The organism is Streptomyces sp. NBC_00012 (assembly GCF_045040875.1).
Taxonomy (GTDB): domain Bacteria; phylum Actinomycetota; class Actinomycetes; order Streptomycetales; family Streptomycetaceae; genus Streptomyces.
On the sequence record NZ_CP108309.1, the window covers coordinates 7,251,255 to 7,270,598 of the forward strand.

Here is a 19,344-nt window from a genome sequence, read left to right on the forward strand (position 1 = left end):
GTGTACCAGCAGCAGCGCACTCCGGGGTCGGTGCAATTCCGAACCGGCGGTTATAGTCCGCGACCCGTCCGCATCCAGCGGCCGGTTGACCAGGTGGGATTCCTGGACCGACGGTTAAAGTCCGGATGGGAGGCAGTGCGCGGCGGGCCGTTTCGCGGGTACGCCGCCGTCGGCGGATGGATTTCGGGCGACCGATCCATCCGTGTTTTCCGGCATTTCCGGCGTTCCCCCGTGGCGTTCCCGCTTCATCTGTCGTCATCGACAGGCCCCGGAGTCCGTGCCCGAAGAGGCAGGAGGACCCGGTGGACACCGCAGCCGACATCACCGCAATGCGCCGTGCGATCACGCTCGCCGCCCGCGCTCTCGGCTTCACCAGCCCCAACCCCGTGGTCGGCTGCGTCATCCTCGACGCCGCGGGCCGCCCGGCCGGGGAAGGCTTCCACCAGAGGGCCGGCGGACCGCACGCCGAGATACACGCCCTGCGCGAGGCGGGCGACCGGGCCCGGGGCGGCACCGCCTACGTCACCCTCGAACCCTGCAACCACACCGGCCGCACCGGCCCCTGCGCCCAGGCGCTCATCGAGGCCGGGGTCGCCCGCGTCGTCTACGCCGTGGGCGACCCGGACCCGCAGGCCACCGGTGGTGGCGACACCCTGCGCGCGGCCGGGATCAAGGCAGAGCAGGGGCTCCTCGCCGACGAGGCCGAGGCGGGCAACGCGGCCTGGCTCACCTCGGTGCGCCTGGGCCGCCCGTACGTCCTGTGGAAGTACGCGGCGACCCTCGACGGCCGGATCGCGGCCGCCGACGCCACCAGCCGCTGGATCACCTCCGCCGAGTCCCGCGCCGACGTCCACCGGCTGCGTGCCGAGGCCGACGCCGTGGTGGTCGGCTCCGGCACCGCCCGCGCGGACGACCCGCAGCTCGGCGTACGCGGTATCGAGGGCGCCGCGCAGCCGCTGCGAGTGGTCGTCGACACCGGCGCCACCGCCGTACGCCCCGGCGCCCGGGTCCTCGACGGCACCGCGCCCACCCTGATCGCCGTCGCCGAGGACGCCGACGCCGGGCACCTGCCCGAAGCCGCCGTCCTGCGGCTGCCGCGCGCCGCCACCGGCCCTGGCCTGGACATCCCCGCACTGCTCCGTGCCCTGCACGGGCGCGGCATCCGCTCCGTACTCCTCGAAGGCGGCCCGACCCTGGCCGGGGCCTTCGTCGCCGCGGGAACGGTCGACAAGGTCGTCGGCTATCTCGCCCCCGTACTGCTGGGCGAGGGCCCCGCGGCCCTCGCCGACGCCGGAATCTCCACCATCGCCGAGGCGTTGCGCCTCGATGTGACCGAGACCGTCCGCATCGGCCCCGATCTGCGCATCACCGCCGTCCCCGGCCCTGCCCGGAAGGGAAACTGAGTGTTCACCGGAATTGTCGAAGAACTGGGTGAAGTCACCGCCGTCGAGAAGCTCGCCGACGCCTCCCGCTTCCGCCTGCGCGGTCCCGTGGTCACCGAAGGTGCCAAGCACGGCGACTCCATCGCCGTCAACGGCGTCTGCCTCACCGTCGTCGACCTCGGCGACGGCGAATTCACCGCCGACGTGATGGCCGAGACCCTCGACCGGTCCAGCCTGGGCGCCCTGGACACCGGCTCCCGGGTCAACCTGGAGCGCCCCATGGCGGTCGGCGGCCGGCTCGGCGGACACATCGTCCAGGGCCATGTCGACGGCACCGGGCACATCGTCGAGCGCAGGATCTCCGAGAACTGGGAGATCGTGAAGGTCTCCCTCCCCGCGCACCTGAGCCGCTACGTGGTGGAGAAGGGTTCGATCACCGTCGACGGCGTCAGCCTCACCGTCGTGGACGCCGGACCCGACTACTTCACCATCAGCCTCATCCCCACCACGCTCGCCCTGACCACGCTCGGCATCAAGGAGCCCGGCGACCCGGTCAATCTCGAAGTGGACATCATCGCGAAGTACGTCGAGCGACTGCTCGGCAACCCCGCGCAGGAACCCGAGGAGCCGGCGAAGTGACCGCCCTGAACTGGCTGAACTCGGAGGCGTTCACCGTCTTCGGACAGCACATCATCTGGTCCGACATGATCGGCAACACCGTCGGTCTGATCGCGCTGACCCTGGGCTGGCTCCGCTCGATCTGGACCTGGCCCGCCCAGCTGCTGTCCGGCGTCGTCCTGGTCGCGGCCAACGCCTCCGTGCACCAGGCGGGCAGCGTCGGCAAGCAGCTGGTCGTCATCGCCGTGGCCGTCTGGGGCTGGCAGCAGTGGACCCGGGGCAGGCAGCAGGCCCAGGACGGCTCCATCGCCGTACGGTTCGCCACCTGGCGCGAGCGCGGCTACCTGTTGGGCGGTGCCGCGGTCGGCACCCTCGCGGTCGGCGGCCTGTTCACCGCGTTCCCCTCGCTCTCCTGGAGCCCGTGGGCGGACGCGTACATATTCGCCGGAACGCTCGTCGCGATGCTCGCCCAGGCCCGCGGCATGGTCGAGTTCTGGTTCGCCTGGCTGCTGGTCGACCTGGTCGGCGTACCGCTGAACTTCCACAGCGGGCTCGCCTTCTCCGGTCTCATCTACGTCGTGTACGGCGCCCTGGTCCTGTGGGGCATGCGCGACTGGTGGCTGCGTTCGCGGACACCCGCTCTGGAAGGAGCCACGGCATGACTGCCCAGCCCACCTGGTTGCACCCGGAACACCGAGGCGGCGCCGAGGACCTCCGCCTCGACCCCGTCGAGCAGGCGATCCGGGACATCGCCGCCGGACGGCCCGTCGTGGTCGTCGACGACGAGGACCGGGAGAACGAGGGCGACCTCGTCATCGCCGCCGAGAAGGCCACCCCCGAGATCGTCGCGTTCATGATGAGCGAATGCCGCGGGCTGATCTGCGCACCCATGGAGAACGACGAGCTGGAACGGCTCGAACTCCCGCAGATGGTCGACCACAACACCGAGTCGATGCGCACCGCATTCACCGTCTCCGTCGACGCGTCCGGCACCCACGGCGTCACCACCGGCATCTCTGCCGCCGACCGGGCCACCACGCTCCGGCTGCTGGCGGGCGGCGAGGCCGGTCCCGGCGACTTCGTACGGCCCGGCCACATCTTTCCGCTCCGCGCCCGCTCCGGCGGCGTACTGGTCCGCAACGGCCACACCGAGGCCGCCGTCGACCTCGCCCGGCTCGCCGGGCTGCGGCCCGCCGGGGCCATCGTGGAGATCGCCGGCGAGGACGGTGTGATGCTGCGGTTGCCCCAGCTCGTCCCGTTCGCCCGCAAGCACGGCCTCACGATCATCTCCATCGAGGACCTGATCGCCTACCGCCGCAGCTCGGAGCCGACCGTCCGCCGCGAGGCCGAGGTGCGGCTGCCGACGGCCTTCGGCGCGTTCACCGCGTACGGCTACCGCTCCACCAGCGACGGCGTCGAGCACGTCGCGCTCGTCCACGGCGACCTCGGCGACGGCGACGACGTCCTGGTCCGGGTCCACTCCGAGTGCCTGACCGGCGACATCTTCCAGTCCCAGCGCTGCGACTGCGGACCCCAGCTGCACGCCTCCATGCGCCGGATCACCGACGAGGGCCGCGGCATCGTCGTCTACCTGCGCGGCCACGAGGGCCGCGGCATCGGCCTGCTCTCCAAGCTGCGCGCCTACGAACTCCAGGAGCGCGGCATCGACACCCTCGACGCCAACCTGGAGCTCGGCCTGCCCGCCGACGCCCGCGACTACGCGGCCGGCGCCCAGATCCTCAAGGACCTCGGCGTCCACAGCCTCAGGCTGATGACCAACAACCCCGACAAGACGGCCGCGATCCTGCGCCACGGGCTCGCCGTCACCGGCCGCGAGCCGATGCCCGTCCAGGCCGGCGAACACAATCTGCGCTACCTGCGCACCAAGCGCGACCGCATGGGGCACGACCTGCCCTGGCTCGACACCGCCACGGCGTCGACCTGCGGCAACCAGTAACGATCACGGAAACGAGCGACAGGAGAGACATGAGCGGCAAGGGCGCACCCGAACTGTCCGTACGCAACTGCGGTGACCTGCGCGTGGCGGTCGTCGCCGCGCAGTGGCACGAGAAGATCATGGACGGCCTCGTCGACGGCGCCCTGCGCGCCCTGCACGAGCTCGGCATCGACGAGCCGACCCTGCTCCGGGTGCCCGGCAGCTTCGAGCTCCCGGTCGTCGCCAAGGTCCTCGCGGGCCGCGGCTACGACGCGATCGTGGCGCTCGGCGTGATCATCCGCGGCGGCACCCCGCACTTCGAGTACGTGTCCCACGGCGTCACCAACGGCCTCACCCAGGTCGCCGTCGACACCGGAGTACCGGTCGGCTTCGGCGTACTCACGTGCGACACCGAGGAGCAGGCGCTCGACCGGGCCGGTCTCGAAGGGTCCAACGAGGACAAGGGGCATGAAGCGGTCACCGCGGCGGTCGCCACCGCCGCCACGCTGCGCACGGTCAGCGAGCCCTGGCGCTGAGCACAGGGTGACGACCCCGTACTCTAAGACCATCATGGCGAACAAAACCTTCGAAGAGCTCTTCGCCGAGCTGCAGCTCAAGGCCGCCAACGGCGACCCCTCCACCTCCCGTACCGCCGAGCTCGTGGACAAGGGCGTCCATGCCATCGGCAAGAAGGTCGTCGAGGAGGCCGCCGAAGTCTGGATGGCCGCCGAGCACGAGAGCAAGGACGCGGCCGCCGAGGAGATCTCCCAGCTGCTGTACCACGTCCAGGTGATGATGGTCGCCCGCGGAATCTCGCTCGACGACGTCTACGCCCACCTCTGAGCACCACCCTCGCACCACGTACATCCGCAGAAGACTCCCTCCTCGCAAAGGAAACCTGACCTCATGCTGCGCATCGCCGTCCCCAACAAGGGTTCACTCTCCGGGCCTGCGATGGCGATGCTCCATGAGGCCGGCTACCAGCAGCGCAAGGAGTCCAAGGAGCTCGTCCTCGTCGACCCCGAGAACGAGGTCGAGTTCTTCTACCTGCGGCCGCGCGACATCGCGATCTACGTCAGCTCCGGCCGGCTCGACATCGGCATCACCGGCCGCGACCTGCTGCTGGACTCCGGCGCGGACTCCGAGGAGATCCTCCAGCTCGGCTTCGCCCGCTCCACCTTCCGCTACGCCACCAAGCCCGGCTCGGCCGAGGGCCCGCAGGACTTCGACGGCATGACGATCGCCACCTCCTACGAGGGCATCGTCGCCAAGCACCTCGCCGACGTCGGCGTCAACGCCTCCGTCGTCCACCTCGACGGCGCGGTCGAGACCGCCATCGAGCTCGGTGTCGCCCAGGTCATCGCCGACGTCGTGGAGACCGGCACCAGCCTGCGCAACGCCGGACTCGAAGTGATCGGCGAGCCGATCATGAAGTCGGAGGCCGTCGTCATCCGCCGCACCGGCGCACCGGACGACGACCCCAAGGTGCAGCAGTTCCTCCGCCGCCTCCAGGGCGTCCTGGTCGCCCGCTCCTACGTGATGATGGACTACGACTGCCGCGTCGAGCACCTGGAGCGCGCGGTCGCCCTCACCCCGGGCCTGGAGTCGCCGACCATCTCGCCGCTGCACCACGAGGGCTGGGTCGCCGTCCGCTCCATGGTCGCCGCCCGGGAGGCCCAGCGGATCATGGACGACCTGTACGACCTCGGCGCCCGCGCCATCCTCACCACCGCCATCCACGCCTGCCGCCTCTGACGGCCGGGCGATCACCCGGAAGACAGAAGAACACCATGTCCGCCCCCGCACCCCGGCCCGAACTCCCCACTCTCCCGGTCACGTTCCGGCCGACCCGAACCCGGGTGGTCCTGCTGACCGTGGGGGCGGTGATGTTCGTCGTCATCACCGCCGTAGCGCTGACCCTGGAGCAGCTGAGTCCGGGGGAGCGGGCCAGCTTCGTCTTCACGGCGCTGCTGTTCTTCGCAGTGCTCGCGCTGCTCAGCCGCCCGAAGGTCGTCGCGAACGAGGACGGGGTGACGGTGGTCAATCTCACCCGGACGCGCCGGCTGTCCTGGGCGGAGATCCTCCGGGTCAACCTGCGCGTCGGCGACCCCTGGGTCTTTCTCGACCTCAGCGACGGGACCAGCATGCCCGCCCTCGGCATCCAGCCGGGAATCGCCAAGCAGCAGGCCATCCGCGACGCCCGTACGCTGCGTGCCCTCGCCGAGAGCCACGGCACCGGAACGGACATCGGCTGAGCCCCCTGCCCCGTACGGCCTCTTCTTGATTACTCTGGGGGGCGGCGGTGCCCCTGCGCCCCCGCCCCGCACCCAGAGGTCCATGAGACCGGCGGGGCTTTCCTGCGACCCAAGGAGTGACTCCTTCCAGCAATGGACGGATCGTCCGGTAGTACCTGCGCCGCCCCTTCCCCGGAGGCGGCGGCATGACCACCCCCCTGCTGCTTCTCAGCGCGGCATTCCTTCTCATCCTCGCCAACGGATTCTTCGTGGCAGCCGAATTCGGGCTCGTCACGGTGGAGCGGCCGGACGCCGAGCGCGCCGCCGCCGAGGGCGACCGGCGGGCCCGTACCGTCGTCGAAGCCCTGCGTGAACTCTCCTTTCAGCTCTCCGGCACCCAGCTGGGCATCACCATCACCTCACTGGTCGTCGGCATGCTCGCCGAACCGGCACTCGCCCAGCTGCTGGACGGCCCGCTCACCGCGACCGGTCTGCCCGACGGTGCCGTCCCCGGCGTCAGCGTGGTGATCGGGATGATGGCGGCCTCCGCCGTCCAGATGGTGATCGGTGAACTCGTGCCCAAGAACTGGGCGGTCTCCCGGCCGCTCCAGGTCGCCCGGTTCGTCGCCGGCCCCCAGCACCGTTTCTCCGCCGCGTTCCGGCCGGTGATCAGCCTGCTGAACACCGTGGCCAACAGGCTGGTGCGGCTGCTGGGCGTCGAACCCACCGACGAGCTGGCCTCCGCCCGTACCCCCGGGGAGCTGGTCTCCCTGGCCCGGCACTCGGCCGAGGCCGGCACCCTCGAACAGGACACCGCGGATCTCTTCGTACGGACCCTGTCGCTCGCCGGACTCACCGCCCAGCACGTCATGACCCCACGGGTGAAGGTCAGCGCCCTGCAGTCCTCGGCGACCGCACAGGACGTCCTCAACCTCACCCGCGCGACCGGCCTCTCCCGCTTCCCCGTCTACCGGGAGCGGATCGATGAGGTCGTCGGCATGATCCACCTCAAGGACGCGCTCGCCGTGCCCGCCCAGGACCGGCTGCGGACCTCCGCCGGACGGATCGCCGTACCGCCGCTGCTGGTCCCGGAGACGCTGCCCGTGGAACAGCTGCTCCAGCGGCTGCGCAACGAGCAGCCGATCGCCGTGGTGGTCGACGAGTACGGCGGCACCGCCGGAGTGGTCACCCTGGAGGACATCATCGAGGAGCTCGTCGGCGAGGTCAGGGACGAGCACGACGCCGAGGGCGCCGACCGGCCCGAGCTGGCCCCCGCCGCCCCGGAGGACGGCCGCCCGGCCTGGGACGCCGAAGGCAGCTGCCGGGTCCTCACCCTGCGCCGGATAGGACTCGACGTCCCCGACGGACCGTACGAGACCGTGGCCGGACTCGTCGCCGATCTGCTGGGACGCATCCCCGCCCCCGGCGACCGGGCCGAGCTGCCCGGCTGGCGGATCTCCGTCCGCCAGGTCGGCCACTACCGCGCCGAGAAGGTCCGCTTCGTCCGCACCGCCGAGGCCCCGGTGGCCCAGGATGTCCTGGAGGCCGTGCGATGAGCCTGGTCCAACTGCTCTTCGCCGCACTCCTCGTGCTGGCGAACGGCTTCTTCGTCGGCGCCGAGTTCGCCCTCGTCTCCGTACGGCGCAGCCAGGTCGAGCCCCTCGCGGCGGCCGGCTCGGCCCGGGCCCGCCAGGTGCTGTACGGCCTGGAGAACCTGCCGCAGATGATGGCCGCCGCCCAGTTCGGAATCACCGTCTGCTCACTGACCCTCGGCGCCGTCGCCGAACCGACGATCGCCCATCTGCTGGAGCCGGTCTTCCAGGCGATCCACCTGCCCGAGGGCCTCGTCCACCCGCTCGGCTACGTCCTGGCACTCGTCTTCGTGGTCTTCCTCCACCTCGTCATCGGCGAGATGGTCCCGAAGAACCTCGCGATGGCGGCGCCGGAGAAGACCGCGCTCTGGCTCAGCCCCGGCCTCGTGGGCTTCGCCCGGCTCTGCCGCCCGGTCACCGCCGCACTGGGGGCCTGTGCCCGGCTGGTGCTGCGGATCTTCGGCGTCGAACCGAAGGACGAGGTGGAGGCCGTCTTCACCAGCGAGCAGCTCAACCGGCTGGTGGAGGACTCCGGCCAGGCCGGACTGCTGGAACCGGAGGCGCAGGAGCGGCTGGAGGACGCACTGGAGCTGGGCAGCCGGCCCGTCACCGATGTGCTGCTCCGCCGGGCCTCCCTGGTGACCGTGGACCCGTCCGTCACCCCGCACCGCATCGAGGAGCTGACCGTACGCACGGGCTACTCGCGGTTCCCGGTGTGCGCGGAGGGCGGCGGTCCGTTCATGGGCTATCTCCACGTCAAGGACGTGCTGGACCTGGAGGACGGCGAGCGGGCCGTCCCCCAGCACGTGTGGCGCCCGATGGCGACCGTACGGGCCGAGCTGCCCCTGGACGACGCCCTGACCGTGATGCGCAGGGCGGCCACGCACCTGGCACAGGTCGCCGACGCCTCCGGCCGGATCCTCGGCCTGGTCGCCATGGAGGACGTCCTGGAGATGCTCGTCGGCGAGGTACGCGACCCGGCCCACCGGATCGCGGTACCACGCCGGGCGGCGGAACCCGCGGGCACGACGACCGGCTACGGGGAACTCACCGCGGCGGTTCGCTAGGGTCTTTCGTTTGGATCGAGCCCGGCATGATCCAAACGAGAGGCCCTAGGCGTATCGATCGGCTGCCGGAGGGGCCGTCGCCCGGCCCCTCCGGCAGACCGTGGCTCACAGGGCCGGCGGTTCCTGCTGCCCCCGGTCCACCGGACCCCGGCCGGACAGCACCTCGCCGTACGCCTGCATCAGGTCCGGCAGCCGCAGGGTGGCCAGATCGTCCCGGCTCGGTACGCCCGCGTAGCCGGAGAGCCGCAGATCGCGGTAGGCGCAGCTCTTCTCGTACAGGGTGCGCAGGAACCGGCCGTTGCCCAGCTCGTCGATCCAGCCCTGCTCGACGACATGGCCGCTGATGGAACGCAGCTCGTCCAGGGACTCCTCGTCCCACACGTCGCCGTTATCCGCCGCCAGCACTTCGCCGATCGAGGTGAGCTCCAGCGGCCGGTAGCTCGGGAAGTCCACCCGGGTGGTGAAGCGCGAGGAGAGCCCAGGGTTGGTGGCCAGCAGCCTGTCCATGCCCTCCGGGTAGCCCGCGAGGATGACCACGAGATGGTCCCGGTTGTCCTCCGCGCGCTTGAGGAGGACCTGCAGTGCCTCGTCGCCGTACGCGTCGCCCTTGCTGTAGCCGCTGTTGGCGAGGCTGTACGCCTCGTCGACGAAGAGCACCCCGCCGAGCGCCGAGTCGATCAGCTCATTGGCCTTGACCGCGGTCTGGCCGAGGAATTCGCCCACCAGATCCGCCCGTTGTGCCTCGACCAGATGGTCACCGCCGAGCAGCCCCAGCGCGTAGAAGACCCGGCCCAGGATGCGGGCCACCGTGGTCTTGCCGGTCCCGGACGGGCCCGAGAAGACGAAGTGGCGCTTCGGCGGCTGCACGGGCAGCCCCTGACCGGCCCGCAGCCGCGCCATGTTCAGCTGCGCGGACAACGCCTTGACCTGGCGCTTCACCGGCTCCAGGCCCACCATCCGCTCCAGCTCGGCCAGCGCCTCGGCAAGCAGCACCGGATCGCTGGGCCCCGCCGGGAACGGGGACAGCGGCTGTCCGGGCGCCGCCCCCCGGCGCCGCGCCCCGCCGGACGGCGGCGGCATCACGACGCCCGGAGGGCCGGACGCCTCACCGCCGGGCCGCAGCTCCCGGCCGTCCACCGGATCGGCGCCGAGCAGCGGATCCGCCTCCGGCTGTGCCTCCGAGGCGGTGCCGTCCGTGCCGAGCCCGGCCAGGGACACGGCGGCCAGGCCCGCGGCCTCGTCGGATCCCTCCAGGCCGTCGTAGTCCGCGATCGCGGCGAGCCGCGCCGAGGTGTCCATGAACGCCGGGTCGATGCGGTGCACCGCCCGGTACAGCGGCAGGGCGGCGGCGCTGCGACCGGTGCCCTCGTGCGCGCGGGCCAGCCAGTAGCGCAGCTCCTTGCGCTGCGGCTGCTCGCTGCGGCAGCGCATCAGCGCGGTGGACAGCAGCGGCTCGGCCTGCCCGTACATCTCCAGACGCACCCGGGCCATGCCGCCGAACAGCCCCGCCTCGATGCCGAGCAGCGGATCGTCCACCAACTGCTCGGTGTTCCGCACGAGCAGCTCCCAGTCCTTGACCAGGTACGAGCGGCAGGCGTGCAGGAAACGCACCTGCGGGTCCGCGTCCACCGGCGGCAGGCCCGCGAGGGCACGGTCCAGCTCGGGGACGTGGCGGCCGTCCAGCCAGTGCGAGGCGTGCGCCAGCAGCAGGTCGCGTGCGCTCTCCAGTACCGGCTGCACCCACCAGCCCAGCCAGTACCAGGAGTTGAGCGTGCGCCTGTGGCGGGTGCGCTGCTCACCGAAGCGCTCGCGATGGCGGTACATGCGCAGCAGCGCCGTCGTCGTGTCGACCCTCAGCGCATGGAGGCCGAGCCAGCCGTCCGCCATGCCGGGATCGAGCCGGACCGCGGCCCTGAACTCCTCTTCGGCCTGTGGGTAGGCGCCCATGGTGTAGGCGTCCACGCCGCGCAGCCAGGCGAGGTCGGCCGGGGCCTGTGCGCCCTGCGTGCCGATGTCCATCTGGTCCCCCACAAACCGTGCCCCCAGGATGTCCCGCCGCACGATTCTGCCCATCCGGGCGCGCCGAATCACTTTGCCACGGACGGGAATTGACCGCACCGAGAGGCATCGTACCTGCGCAGGGAGTGTGCGACTAAGAGCGCCGCAGGCCGAAGGGGAGCCGTGACCCAGGGTGAGCGGAATTCGTCGGGCCGGTGTGGGGGAGGGGATGCGAGGGCAGAACGAAGCCCCCGATCACGGGGGAACAATCGGGGGCTTCGCGTTCGTGGGGGCTCCGAAAAGCCGCACATTGAGAACGTAAGACCTGTACCGCCCCCGGGTCAAGCGGAGTTGGGGCACTTCCGGGGCGATTTCTCACCATTCAGCACGACGGCGCAATGTGCTCACGGTCCGTGACGGAATGGTTCGTTCCTGCTGCTGCGCCGGGCCTCTCCAGCAACTCGTACCCCACAGGCAACTGCCTTACCAGAGTGTCCGCGTGGGGCCGGGAAGGGTCGGCCGAGAAGTGCTGTGCCTCGGCCGCCGTCCACCCGTCCCAGAAGCCCGAGAGCGCGGGACCGTCCCTGTGGCGGCCGCGCTCCCAGGACTGTGCGGCGGGGAGGTCCATCCACAGCAGCCGGGCCAGCCGCGGCCGCAGCGCCCGGCGGCCGGCCCCGACCCCCTCGATCAGGACCACCGGCTCGGGCTCCAGGCCGCGCGGCGTTCCGAAGCTCCGCGCGGTCCAGTCGTACGGCGCGTACCGCGCACACTCGCCGCGCTCCAGGGGTACGAGTACCTGATCGTGCAGCCGGTCCACCCAGGTGAAGAAGGACTCGTGCGTGGCCATGTCGTCCAGGTGCAGGACGGGGGCGCCGCCGAGCGCGGCGGCCAGGCGGGCGGCGAAGGTGCTCTTTCCCGAGCCCGCGTGGCCGTCGACGGCGATCAGCCGGACCGGTCCGCACGACGGTGCCAGGGTGCGCAGCCGTCCGGCGAGGAGCGAGAGGTCGTTCATGGCCACCAGCCTACGAGCCGGTCCCGGGCGGGCGACGGTCCTGTCCGCGGCAGCCGCAGGTCACGCCAGTGGATCAGTCGCAGGTCGCGCCAGTGGACCAGACCAATATTGGTTCATCGGTGCGAGCCGAATCGCTGGCCGGATCCTGCCACGACCCGCAATAGTTGGCGCACTGTCGTGCACCTTGCAGCCCCATTCCGCTTACGACCGGGGGTCTCGCCCATGAACAGACCGACCTCACGCCGAACCGTGCTGACCGCCGCGCTCGCGGCAGCGGCCACCGCCGGGGCGGTGTCGTCCGCCGGCTCCGCGACCGCCGCCGCCCCTTCCGCCGCCCCGCCCTATGCTCCTTCGGTCGAGGCGCCTGCCGTGGACAACCGTTTCTGGCACACCTACACCGACTGGCGCGCCGGTTCCGGAGCCGGGACGCGCGCTGTCGCCGGACGCCGCCCCGGGCTGGTGATCGACCACGCCGCGGGGCGCACCGACTACACGGACCCGCACACCGGTACGACCGCCAGCTGGGAGTACGCGACCTGGACCTCCCCGCTCCACCGGTCCTCGGTCCCGGCGACCGAGGTGATCGCCTCCTGGAACGCGGAGACCCCGGCCGGTACCTGGATCCAGATCGAGCTCCAGGGCCGTTACTCGGACGGCACCCCGAGCCCTTGGTACGTGATGGGGCGCTGGGCCGCGGGCGACGGCGACATCCGCCGTACCTCCGTGGACGACCAGAGCGACGGCAAGAGCTCCATCTGGACCGACACCTTCTCGATGGACGACCCGGCGAGCGGACTGCGACTGGTCTCCTACCGGCTGCGACTCACCCTCCACCGCACCCCGGGCACCGGCCTGACGCCCACGGTCCGGCGGCTCGGCGCGATGGCCTCCGACATCCCGGACCGCTTCACCGTGCCGGCCAGCACCCCCGGCCTCGTCCGCGAGCTGCGGGTGCCGCGCTACTCGCAGAACGTCCACGCGGGCCAGTACCCCGAGTACGACAACGGCGGCGAGGCATGGTGCAGCCCCACCTCCTCGCAGATGATCATCGAGTACTGGGGGCGCCGGCCGACCGCCGAGGACCTCGCCTGGGTCAAGCCCGGCCTGGCCGACCCGCAGGTCTGCCACGCCGCCCGGTTCACCTACGACTACCAGTACGAGGGCTGCGGCAACTGGCCGTTCAACGCCGCGTACGCCGCGACGTACGACGAGATGAGCTCGGTGGTGACCCGGCTGGACTCGCTCCAGGACCTGGAGACGCTGGTCTGCGCGGGCATCCCGGTCATAACGTCACAGTCCTTCCTCAAGGAGGAGCTGACCGGCGCCGGGTACGGGACCTCCGGCCACCTGATGACCGTGATCGGCTTCACCGCCGACGGCGACGTGATCGCGAACGACCCGGCCTCGCCGGACAATGAGGCGGTGCGTCGGATCTACCGGCGCCGGGAGTGGGAGAACATCTGGCTCCGCACCAAGCGCTACGACGCGAACGGCAAGGTCAGGAGCGGTACGGGCGGGGTCTGCTACGTCTACTGGCCTGCTAGGCCGGCACCGAGCCAGCACCGCGCACTGCGGTCGCTCGGCCTGCTGTGAGCATGTACGGCCCCACGGCCGTCTCGACGACCTGACGGCAGCGCTCCTGGCCGTCCTGCGTGAGGTGGCCGTACCGGTCCACCGTGACCTCGATCGAGCGATGTCCGAGCCGGCGGGACACCTTGTGGACGGACACACCGTTCGTCAGGGCCACGGTGGTCCATTTGTGCCGCAAGTCGTGCGGGTTGTATACGGGCAGATCGAGCCGCCTGATGGCGCGGCCCCACGACTTGCGCAGGAGATCGCGGCGCGCTTCCTGTATTCGTGCTGCGCGGTCGGCGGTCGGCCAGGTGGTCTTCTCCGCCCACGCGGACCTCTCGTCGTTGTCCCGGCACCAGTCGACCAACCTGCGCCGCGCCAGTGTGCCGAGACGGTTGACCATGTCGGTCTCGGTCAGTCCGATCACGTGCTGGAGGTCGCCGACGCCGACAGGGCCGTAAAACGGCCCGGGACCGCTCGTCGAGCGGTCCCGGGCCGTGATGCGGGACAAAGGTTCAGAGCGTGGCCGGCAGGTCCGGGGGCTCGGCGGGGCTGTGCCAGCTCGCCGGAACCCCGGTGGTCGCCTGGCAACGAAGAACCAGGTCCTCCCAGCCGGACGGGGTGACACCGTAAGGGGCTGCCGCGGCCGTCAGGATGTCCGCGTCGAACCGTACTGAGCAGGCCTCCGTGACCTGGGCAAGGCAGTCGATGACCGCCCGCCTGTTCCCCACCCCGGTGGCCTCGACCGCCGCGTGCTGGCGGTCCCACAGCGCACTGAGAGACGTCAGGACCCCAGCCGGTTTGATCCGCCGCCCGGCCAGCTCCTCCGCCTGATTCTGCAGGGAATGTGCCTCGGGTACGGGGACGTCGAGGGCGGCATCCAGGATACGGCGCCGAACGTGACAGGCCACGGCCAGCGCACTGGCCGGGCGCGTGCCGGCGGCCTCGTCACCGGGGCCGGGGAACGCCTCGAACTCCGTGACCCCCAGAGCATCGAGCTCGGCCAGGGCCTCTTCCAGGGAGTCACTGGAGTGCACCCCGTTCATGAGCCGATTCTCGGCGCCGAGAACATGGCGGAGATGCCCGGGATGGCAAGCCGCCGGGTCCGAAGGCCCCTTCAAGGCGCGCAGCGTGTCGGTCAAGGAAGGCGTGTCGAGGTGGTCGGAGACGAGCCAGCAGGCGAGACTCGGCCCGGCCGCGAAGAGCCGGTCGACCAGCAGATCCTCAGCTTCCGGTGCCCGGTCTCTGCGGTTCTTCCCGTACAGCGCCGCGATCTGCTCCGAGGTGGGCCGCGGCAGGGCGACGCCCTTGATGCGGATGCCCAGGGTGTCGAGGTAGCGCAGGGCAGGCCACTGCCGTCCCGAACCGGTCGCGTCGGGGGAGAAGAGGACGAAGCCGGAGTTCCGCTCAGGCACGAAGGGCCCGACGCCCGTGTGTACGACGTTCATGCCGACTCAGTTCCCCACGCCCGCCGGGTACACCTCGGTTCCCGGAGCGGGCATGCCCTGGAACCAGTTCTCGACGGATGCATGGTCCTGCCCGTTCAGGACCGTGCAGGACATGCCGTTGGCCTCAAGGAAGGGTGGCAGACACTCGTCGATGCTGGTCCGCCCCATGGCCGCCGCGTCCACCGTCGACAGGCGCTCCAGGTAGGTGCCGTCGCCCTCCGGGCGCCGGATTCCCGGGACGTCGGTGAGGATGGCGAACCTCCGCGCACCGAAGAAGCGAGCGAACCATGCGGCCATCGAGTCGGAGGTGATGACCCAGGACCGTTCGAAGACATCGAGGCCGATGATCTGCTCCATCGGCAGCATGATCGCCACACGCTTCTCATCGAGGACGGAGGAGACCTCGACGGGCCGGGTGAAGACCTTCGAGCCGGGGCAGAGGGTCGAGAAGATCAATCCGGTCTGGTCCTGGGCACGGGCGCAGAGCTGATGGTGGATATCCGCGGGGAAGTGGAGTGTGCGGTCCACGTCTTCGATGTAGTTGTCGATGGGGCCACCACCGGGAAAGACGACCACCCGGTGTGTGGCAGCCAGCCGCGACAGGGTCTCGCCCAGCTCGCGGGCCCGGTCGAAGTCGGCCAGGAGGCTGCCTCCCAGCTTGACCACGACGTCGACGCCGAAGTCCCGGAAGCCCAAGTTCTTATCCATCGGAGTTTCTCCTTGCGGGAATGAGGTGCGGGAAAGAGGCTCAGTGACCATGGGCGCGCAGCAGCGCTTCGAACCGGTCACAGATCAAGTGAGCCTCGTCCATGCTGAGAATCAGCGGAGGCCGGATCTTCAGCACATTGCCGTGTCCGTAGCGGGAGGTGCGGACTATCAGTCCGTACTCCATCGCCTTGTTTGCGAGGAAGTTGGTGAGGACGGCGCTGGGAGCGCCGTCCGTGTCCACGATCTCCACGCCGATCATCAGACCGACGCCACGCACCTCCGCGACGCACGGCAGCGAGGGCTGGACGGCTTTCAGGCGTTCCTGGATCAGTGATCCGGTGGCCCGGACGTTGGCGAGGAAGGCGGGGTCGTCGATGACGTCGAGCGTGGCGAGGGCAGCGGCCGCGGACATCAGGTTCGCCCCGTACGTGAACGAGTGGTCGTTAGCCGGAAGGCCACTCAGCTCGTCGCTGGCGAGGATGCCCGCGACCTGCGCGCCGGAGCCCCCGAGCCCCTTCCCGACGGTCATGGCGTCGGGCTCCACGCCGAAGTGTTCCGCGGCGAACATGTGGCCTGTGCGTCCGATGCCGGTCTGGATCTCGTCGAGGATCAGCTTGATGCCGTACGTGTCGCACAGCTCGCGCAGCCTGGCGAAGTAGCCGTCGGGGGGCACGATGTTGCCGCCGTTGCCGGAAATGGGCTCGACGAGGACAGCCGCGACGCTTCCGCTGCTCGCGTACTCCAGGAAGTCGGCCAGCCGATCCACACACATCAGTCCGCAACTGTCGCGCTGCTGTCCGTAGAAGCAACGCAGACAGTACGGGTCGGGCACCTGGAGGCCGCCGATACCCACCAGTGGTAAGGACTTCCTGCGGAAGGCATTCCCGGATAGCGCAGCCATGGCCATGGTCTGGCCCACATGGCTACGGAAAAGGGTAACGACGTCGCGCCGCCCGGTGGCGTGCTGCGCCATTTTGATGGCCCCCTCGTTGGCCGTGGAGCCGCCGGACACCTTGAGGTGGGCCTTGGAAAGTCGCTTGGGTGCGAGTGACACCAGACGGGCGGAGAGCCGGTTGATCACATCCGTCTGGAAGCTGGACGTGGCGTGGACCAGGTGGTCGGCCTGCTCCTTCATCGCGTTGACGACAGCTGGATGCCCGTATCCCAGGCTGAGGTTGAAGGTGGCGGACGCGCAGTCGATGTACTCGCGGCCGTCGGAGTCTCTGATGTGGACGCCACTGCCGCTGGTGATTCTGAGGTCTGACACGGGGTAGTAGACGGCGCTCGAATCGTCGCGATACACGATCACTTCCGGTTGCTGTAGGTCTTCCCGGGCAGGCACAGGGCGACCGTCGGGCCGTGAGCCGAGACGGATGGCAAGGCAAGCCTTCGAAGACAACGGGCGTTAGCGGACGGTCATATGGGCAGAGGGGTCGAAAAATGGCGTGCCAGGCCTCGAAGTTGCGGCTGCACGCTCGACGACGCCGGCGTAGTCGTGGTCGGTGCGTTCGCGCCCAGGGATTATGGCTGTCCGGCAGTGAAAGATCTAGACCATTGGTGATCACGTGCTCCATCAACTGGCCTAAAAAGGCCCCGAGTTGGACGTCGTAGTCGACGGCGTCGCGGTGGTCGCCGCGCGTACCCGGGATGGGTCGGCATCCGGCTGCTCCACAAGCGTCATCCTCGTCGCCCACTCCCGCCGAAGCCCCCGACAACCCGCCACCGACAGCCTCTGGGCGATCACCGGCTATGAAAATCTCGTATGAGCATCGAGCTGCACCCGTCGGGAAAGGACCTCAGCCCGAAGTACCTCGCCGGCGGTTCACTCTGTGGGAGCCCCGGGCTGAGACGCCCGGGGCCGCCCGGCCATTCGCTGTAAAGACCCCATCCCGCGAAGCGGATCCCCCGCCCGCCCACACACGCTGCGGCGAACAGGGCCGCGAATGGGATCGATTCGGCCCGCGACGAATCGATGTACACCGTTACGCGGCGTCGTTAGCCTGGCCGCCAGTTTCAGTTGTCCGTATTCACTCATTCCAACGGAGATCCAGATGCAGGTAGATGTTGCCCGGATTTGGGATACATTGATCGAACGGCAGTTGGTGCCGGAAAGCTGCCAGGCGTCCTTTCTCGTCGGGTCGTCCGCCAACGGCTGGGGCAACGACAAGAGCGATTTCGACATCTGCATGGTGAGCACGGAACCGTGGACGGGCCCGGACTGTGTCGAGACCTCGGTGCTCCTCGAGCCCTCGGTCGTGCAGTGGCACACCTTCCACTCCGACAACCGCGACTGGGATCTCGCTTACTGGGTGGACACCCAGTTCGACCAGTTGCTCGCCAAGCTCTCCTGGACCGGCTTCGACCAGGTCCGCGCCAACAGCGGTGACATGCTGCCGCCGCGGGAGGAAGTGCTCCTCGGACGACTGGCGACGTGTCGGCCGTTGTACGGTGAGGACTGGGTGCTGCGGCGTCGCGCCGAACTAGAGGCTTCCGCCTTTCAGTCCATCCTCGTCACCCGGTCCCTCGGCGAAGCGGACCGGGCCATCGAAGACAGCCTCGGGCAGTTGGAGGGCGGCGATCTGAACAGTGCCGTGCTCTCGGCGCGGCAAGCCCTCGGCTACACAGTCGACGCGTTGCTGGAGGAGCAGGGGCAGTTCGGAAGCCACCTGATCAAGTGGCGGTCACGCCGCTTCCGAGAGGCCAAGCCCACGGCGCTCAGCTTTGACAAGTACTGGGAACTCGAGACGATGCAGGGCTTTGATCCCGCCGACCCGTCGAGGTGGATCAACGAGGTTCTTGCCCTGTGTCAGGACCTGTCGCTCAAGATAGAGGTCTGAGCGACGCCTCGTGATCCGGATACAGCTCGATGAGCTAACTCTCGGACGGGTACGTATCGCTATCAGCCCGTTGTGGGAGGCCGTTTCCAGCCTGGCGTTGACCATTCGATATCGCAGCGAGATTCCACACCCTTACGCGAAGTGGCTCGCGACCGCACGGCGTCAGGTTTCGCCCGCGCTGCACAAAGAGCTGGTCGGCATGGTGCGAGTGCACCAGGTGGGCCTGTCGTCCTCTCTCACGCCGATCCCCCACTGCTCCTCGTCCTCGATCGAGGACGAACTGGAGGTTCTTCGAGCCTCGGGACACAACAGGTTCGCCGAGCTCACAGGGGACTACTGGAGCGCTGCGATCGCGGCCTACTGGCCCGATATGCGGGGCGCGTTGGAAGAAGAGATCCTGGTGCGCGGCCGTACCCTGGTAACCGGGGGCGCGGCCATGATGCTGCACGAATTAGGAGGACGGGTTCGTTGGGAACGCCCCGAGTTGAGCGTTCCGCACCAGGCCGATCTGGACTGGTGCATGACGGACGGCCGCTTGATCATTGTTCCCGTGCTGTTCGCGCGCGGCACGAGGATCTTCTCAACCCTGCGCGACACGGTTGCGTTCTCCTATCAGGCACAGAACGCCGCGATTCTCCGCGGGCCTGCCGGCGCCGCGGGCAGGCCCGCCGACGAGGTGCGCCAGAACGACAGGCTGACAACCATTCTTGGGCGCGGACGGGCGTCAGTCCTGCGCGGTCTGCATACACCGGCCACGACCATGGCACTGGCCAGCTCCACCGGCCTGGCGCCGAGCACCGTGTCCCAGCACCTGGCCGTGCTCCACTCGGCGGGCCTCGTAGGGCGCCATCGCATAGGCCCGCGCGTGCTCTACGAGTTGGCGGACTCCGGTGCCGTCCTGCTCGCCCAACTCGGCGGCTGAGTCCTGTGCCGACGGCCT

19 protein-coding genes and 1 riboswitch are annotated in these 19,344 nt (G+C 69.7%); of the genes, 13 read left to right on the forward strand and 6 right to left on the reverse strand.

What is annotated here, in order from left to right; genetic code table 11:
- Nucleotides 1-12 precede the first annotated feature (12 nt).
- A riboswitch (FMN riboswitch) is annotated at nt 13-143 on the forward strand.
- Between the two features lie 159 nt (nt 144-302).
- The 10 genes from ribD to OHA19_RS33180 all read left to right on the forward strand — a co-directional run bounded on the left by ribD (nt 303) and on the right by OHA19_RS33180 (nt 8,829).
- Nucleotides 303-1,403: a bifunctional diaminohydroxyphosphoribosylaminopyrimidine deaminase/5-amino-6-(5-phosphoribosylamino)uracil reductase RibD gene (gene ribD, locus OHA19_RS33135; protein WP_405710621.1), complete on the forward strand. Its 1,101-nt coding sequence runs from the start codon at nt 303-305 to the stop codon at nt 1,401-1,403.
- Nucleotides 1,404-2,021 carry a riboflavin synthase gene (locus OHA19_RS33140; RefSeq protein WP_405710619.1) on the forward strand — a complete coding sequence of 206 codons (618 nt, stop codon included), beginning with the start codon at nt 1,404-1,406 and terminating at the stop codon, nt 2,019-2,021.
- Complete coding sequence (locus tag OHA19_RS33145; RefSeq protein WP_326764489.1) at nt 2,018-2,662, forward strand: nicotinamide mononucleotide transporter family protein; 645 nt, start codon at nt 2,018-2,020, stop codon at nt 2,660-2,662. The genes OHA19_RS33140 and OHA19_RS33145 overlap by 4 nt, the downstream gene beginning before the upstream one ends.
- The gene (locus OHA19_RS33150; RefSeq protein ID WP_405710617.1) at nt 2,659-3,957 is read left to right on the forward strand and encodes a bifunctional 3,4-dihydroxy-2-butanone-4-phosphate synthase/GTP cyclohydrolase II; all 1,299 of its coding nucleotides are present in this window, start codon (nt 2,659-2,661) and stop codon (nt 3,955-3,957) included. Before OHA19_RS33145 ends, OHA19_RS33150 begins: the two co-directional genes overlap by 4 nt.
- 29 nt (nt 3,958-3,986) lie before the next feature.
- Nucleotides 3,987-4,472: a 6,7-dimethyl-8-ribityllumazine synthase gene (gene ribH, locus OHA19_RS33155; RefSeq protein WP_266745064.1), complete on the forward strand. Its 486-nt coding sequence runs from the start codon at nt 3,987-3,989 to the stop codon at nt 4,470-4,472.
- 34 nt (nt 4,473-4,506) lie between these two features.
- The gene (locus OHA19_RS33160; protein WP_018524273.1) at nt 4,507-4,779 is read left to right on the forward strand and encodes a phosphoribosyl-ATP diphosphatase; all 273 of its coding nucleotides are present in this window, start codon (nt 4,507-4,509) and stop codon (nt 4,777-4,779) included.
- Between the two features lie 63 nt (nt 4,780-4,842).
- Nucleotides 4,843-5,691, forward strand: coding sequence for an ATP phosphoribosyltransferase (hisG, locus tag OHA19_RS33165; RefSeq protein ID WP_266917320.1), 849 nt, complete (start codon nt 4,843-4,845; stop codon nt 5,689-5,691).
- Nucleotides 5,692-5,726: 35 nt separating this feature from the next.
- Nucleotides 5,727-6,191 (forward strand): PH domain-containing protein, encoded by a 465-nt coding sequence (locus tag OHA19_RS33170; protein ID WP_405710615.1) that lies wholly within the window; start codon nt 5,727-5,729, stop codon nt 6,189-6,191.
- 185 nt (nt 6,192-6,376) lie between these two features.
- Complete coding sequence (locus tag OHA19_RS33175) at nt 6,377-7,726, forward strand: hemolysin family protein (protein ID WP_405710613.1); 1,350 nt, start codon at nt 6,377-6,379, stop codon at nt 7,724-7,726.
- The gene (locus tag OHA19_RS33180; RefSeq protein WP_405710612.1) at nt 7,723-8,829 is read left to right on the forward strand and encodes a hemolysin family protein; all 1,107 of its coding nucleotides are present in this window, start codon (nt 7,723-7,725) and stop codon (nt 8,827-8,829) included. The genes OHA19_RS33175 and OHA19_RS33180 overlap by 4 nt, the downstream gene beginning before the upstream one ends.
- A gap of 105 nt (nt 8,830-8,934) precedes the next feature.
- Here the strand turns inward: OHA19_RS33180 and OHA19_RS33185 are convergent, their stop codons facing one another.
- Entirely contained in the window at nt 8,935-10,848 is a 1,914-nt protein-coding gene (locus tag OHA19_RS33185; protein WP_405710610.1) for an AAA family ATPase, read from the reverse strand.
- A gap of 361 nt (nt 10,849-11,209) precedes the next feature.
- Nucleotides 11,210-11,839, reverse strand: a complete 630-nt coding sequence (locus OHA19_RS33190; protein WP_405752559.1) for a hypothetical protein — start codon at nt 11,837-11,839, stop codon at nt 11,210-11,212.
- Between the two features lie 222 nt (nt 11,840-12,061).
- On the opposite strand from OHA19_RS33190, the gene OHA19_RS33195 reads away from it, so the two are divergent.
- On the forward strand, nt 12,062-13,432 hold the full coding sequence (locus OHA19_RS33195; RefSeq protein WP_405710607.1) for a peptidase C39 family protein: 1,371 nt from the start codon (nt 12,062-12,064) through the stop codon (nt 13,430-13,432).
- Here OHA19_RS33195 and OHA19_RS33200 read toward each other — a convergent pair.
- The 4 genes from OHA19_RS33200 to OHA19_RS33215 are packed head-to-tail and all read right to left on the reverse strand — an operon-like array spanning nt 13,380 to nt 16,834.
- The gene (locus OHA19_RS33200; RefSeq protein WP_405752562.1) at nt 13,380-13,922 is read right to left on the reverse strand and encodes a tyrosine-type recombinase/integrase; all 543 of its coding nucleotides are present in this window, start codon (nt 13,920-13,922) and stop codon (nt 13,380-13,382) included. The genes OHA19_RS33195 and OHA19_RS33200 overlap by 53 nt on opposite strands.
- A 4-nt stretch (nt 13,923-13,926) precedes the next feature.
- Complete coding sequence (locus tag OHA19_RS33205; protein WP_405710604.1) at nt 13,927-14,859, reverse strand: nucleoside-diphosphate kinase; 933 nt, start codon at nt 14,857-14,859, stop codon at nt 13,927-13,929.
- A 6-nt stretch (nt 14,860-14,865) separates the two neighbouring features.
- A complete protein-coding gene (locus OHA19_RS33210) occupies nt 14,866-15,567 on the reverse strand; it encodes a hypothetical protein (RefSeq protein WP_405710602.1) in 702 nt (233 codons plus the stop codon).
- A gap of 40 nt (nt 15,568-15,607) precedes the next feature.
- Entirely contained in the window at nt 15,608-16,834 is a 1,227-nt protein-coding gene (locus OHA19_RS33215; RefSeq protein WP_405710600.1) for an aspartate aminotransferase family protein, read from the reverse strand.
- Between the two features lie 784 nt (nt 16,835-17,618).
- Here OHA19_RS33215 and OHA19_RS33220 point away from each other — a divergent pair.
- Both OHA19_RS33220 and OHA19_RS33225 read left to right on the forward strand, forming a co-directional pair.
- The gene (locus tag OHA19_RS33220; protein ID WP_405710599.1) at nt 17,619-18,404 is read left to right on the forward strand and encodes a hypothetical protein; all 786 of its coding nucleotides are present in this window, start codon (nt 17,619-17,621) and stop codon (nt 18,402-18,404) included.
- A gap of 10 nt (nt 18,405-18,414) precedes the next feature.
- A complete protein-coding gene (locus OHA19_RS33225) occupies nt 18,415-19,326 on the forward strand; it encodes an ArsR/SmtB family transcription factor (protein ID WP_405710597.1) in 912 nt (303 codons plus the stop codon).
- The last annotated feature ends 18 nt before the right edge of the window (nt 19,327-19,344 follow it).